The sequence below is a fragment of the Brevundimonas sp. NPDC055812 genome (genome assembly GCF_053616535.1).
Window position 1 is genome coordinate 1 of the sequence record NZ_JBSHDX010000017.1, and the last position, 2,749, is coordinate 2,749.

1 protein-coding gene and 1 pseudogene are annotated in these 2,749 nt (G+C 67.1%); both read right to left on the reverse strand.

What is annotated here, in order from left to right; translation table 11 throughout:
• Positions 1–2,420 (reverse strand): error-prone DNA polymerase (locus ACWGL1_RS16100; protein ID WP_452112566.1); only part of this gene is annotated, 2,420 nt, incomplete at its 3' end.
• A pseudogene (locus ACWGL1_RS16105) lies at positions 2,417–2,749 on the reverse strand (DNA polymerase Y family protein); the annotation flags it as partial. The gene ACWGL1_RS16100 and the pseudogene ACWGL1_RS16105, both read right to left, overlap by 4 nt.

Below are 2,749 nucleotides of genomic sequence, written 5' to 3' on the forward strand. Positions count from 1 at the left end.
TGGCTGTTCAACAGGGCGCAGGCGAAGGCCGCCGGGTGGCGATGCTTGATCCAGGAAGAGACATAGACCAGTCGGGCGAAACTGGCGGCATGGCTTTCGGGAAAGCCGTAGGAACCGAAACCCTTGATCTGCTCGAAGCAGCGCTGGGCGAAGGCCGGGTCATAGCCGCGTTCGACCATCCGCCCGACCATCCGGTTTTCATAGGTGTGCAGGCTGCCGTCGCCCCGAAAAGTACCCATGGCCTTGCGCAGGCCGTTGGCCTCGCCGTCGCTGAATTCAGCGGCAACGATAGCCAGCTTCATTGCCTGTTCCTGGAACAGGGGCACGCCGAGGGTCTTGTGCAGCACCTGTTCCAGTTCGTCGGGCGGGCCGTGATCTGGGGAGGGCGAGGAATAGACGACCTCCTCCTCCTTGTTTCGGCGACGCAGATAGGGGTGAACCATGTCGCCCTGGATCGGGCCGGGGCGGACGATGGCGACCTGGATGACAAGGTCATAGAGGCAGCGGGGCCTCAGCCGGGGCAGCATATTGATCTGGGCCCGACTCTCAACCTGGAAGACCCCGATGGACTGGCCCCGGCATAGCATGTCGTAAACGGCCGGGTCCTCGCGCGGGAGGGTGTGTAGTTCCCAGTCCTCGTTTTCGTGGGTGCGGATCAGGTCGAACGCCTTGCGGATGCAGGTCAGCATCCCCAGCGCCAGAACATCGACCTTCATCAGGCGCAGAGCATCGATGTCGTCCTTGTCCCATTCTATGAAGGTGCGGTCGGGCATGGCGGCGTTGCCGATGGGGACCATCTCGTCCAGCCGGTCCTGGGTCAGGACAAAGCCCCCGACGTGCTGGCTGAGGTGGCGGGGGAAGTTCAGCAGGCGAGACGCCATCTCGACCGCGCGGGCGATCAGGGGATTGGCTGCATCCAGTCCCGCCTGAACGACGTGGCGATCGCCGATCTCGGTCCCCCAACTACCCCAGTGGGTGGAGGCCAGACGAGCGGTGACGTCTTCGGTCAGACCCAGGACCTTGCCCACCTCGCGGATGGCGCTGCGGGGACGGAAATGGATGACGGTGGCGGCGATGCCGGCGCGATGGCGGCCATAGCGTTCGTAGAGGTGCTGGATGATCTCCTCGCGCCGCTCGTGCTCGAAGTCGACATCAATGTCGGGCGGCTCGTTTCGGTCCTCGGACAGGAAGCGTTCGAACAGCAGATCGGACTCCATAGGGTCCACCGAGGTGATGCCCAGGACGTAGCAGACCGCCGAGTTCGCGGCCGAGCCTCGTCCCTGGCACAGGATGCGCTTGTCTCGCGCCACGCGGACGATGTCGAAGATGGTCAGGAAGTAGGGGGCTATCTTCTTGCGGGCGATGAAGGCCAGTTCCTTGTCCAGCAAGACCCGAACCTTGTCGGGAACGCCGTCGGGATAGCGCATGGCGGCATGACGGTCGGTCAGGTTCTCCAACCAGGCTTGGGGATTCCAGCCCGGCGGGACCGGCTCTTCCGGGTATTGGTAGCTGAGTTCGGACAGGTCGAAGCTTGCCCGCGACAGGAAGGCGGTCGTCTCGGTCATCGCCTCGGGCGCGTCTTTGAACAGCCTCGCCATTTCATCTTCGGGCTTCAGCCAGCGCTCGGCGTTGGCTTCCAGCCGGCGGCCGGCGGTTTCGATGGTCGCGCCTTCGCGGATGCAGGTCAGGATGTCCTGCAGGTCGCGGTCGTCGGGAGCGGCGTAGAGGACGTCGTTGAGCGCCAGCAGGGGAACGCCCGCTCGCTCCGCCATGGCCTTGAGCCGGGCCAGCCGGCGCCGGTCGTCGCCGCGCCTGTGCAGGGCGGCGCCCAGCCAGACCGCGCCCGGCGCCGCCGCGCTCATGCGGGTCAGCGCCTCTTCCAGCCCCGTCAGCCGGTCCGGCGGGACGAGGATCAGCAGCAGGTCCCCCGGATCGGCCAGCAGGTCGCGCAGGCCGATCTCGCACTCGCCCTTCCTGGCCCGGCGGTTGCCCAGAGTCAGCAGGCGCGTCAGCCGACCCCAACCCGCCCGCGTCTCCGGATAGGCGATGACGTCCGGCGTCCCGTCGTTGAAGACCAGCCGCGTCCCGGTCAGCAGGCGGAAATCCGCCGCACGGCGCTTCACCTCTTCGGACAGGGCCGGATCGTTCAGCGGGTCCTCGATGAAGGCGATCTCGCCAGGACTGCCGCCGTCGCGCATCCTGTCCGGCGGGGCCAGGCCTTCGACGCGGATCTCCTTCAGCGCGCTCCAGGCCCGCACCACGCCCGCTACAGTGTTGCGGTCGGCCAGTCCCAGTCCGGCATGGCCGCGCAGGATCGCCGTCAGCACCAGGTCCTTGGGATGCGAGGCCCCGCGCAGGAAGGAGAAGTTGCTGGCCGTCGCCAACTCGGCGTAGTCGCCGCAAGGGTCGAGCCTCCTCATGCGAACAGGCCGTGGATGAACCAGCGCGGCTCGAGCGTCTCGCCATAGAGGCCCTGGCGGAACAGCCAGAAGCGGCGGCCGTCCCGGTCCTCGACCCGGTAATAGTCGCGGGTGCGCTGGTTCGGCGCGCGCCACCATTCGCCGCTGATCCGCTCGGGCCCTTCGGCACGCGTCACCTCGTGCAGGACGCGGCGCCAGCGGAACTTCAGCGGATAGCCGTCGGGAACCTCGGCCAGGGTTTCGACCGGCTGGGGCGGGTCGAACATCTGCAGCGGCCGCAAGGGCGGATCGTCGGGATCAAGGTCGGGCCAGGGCTCGTCGCCACGATG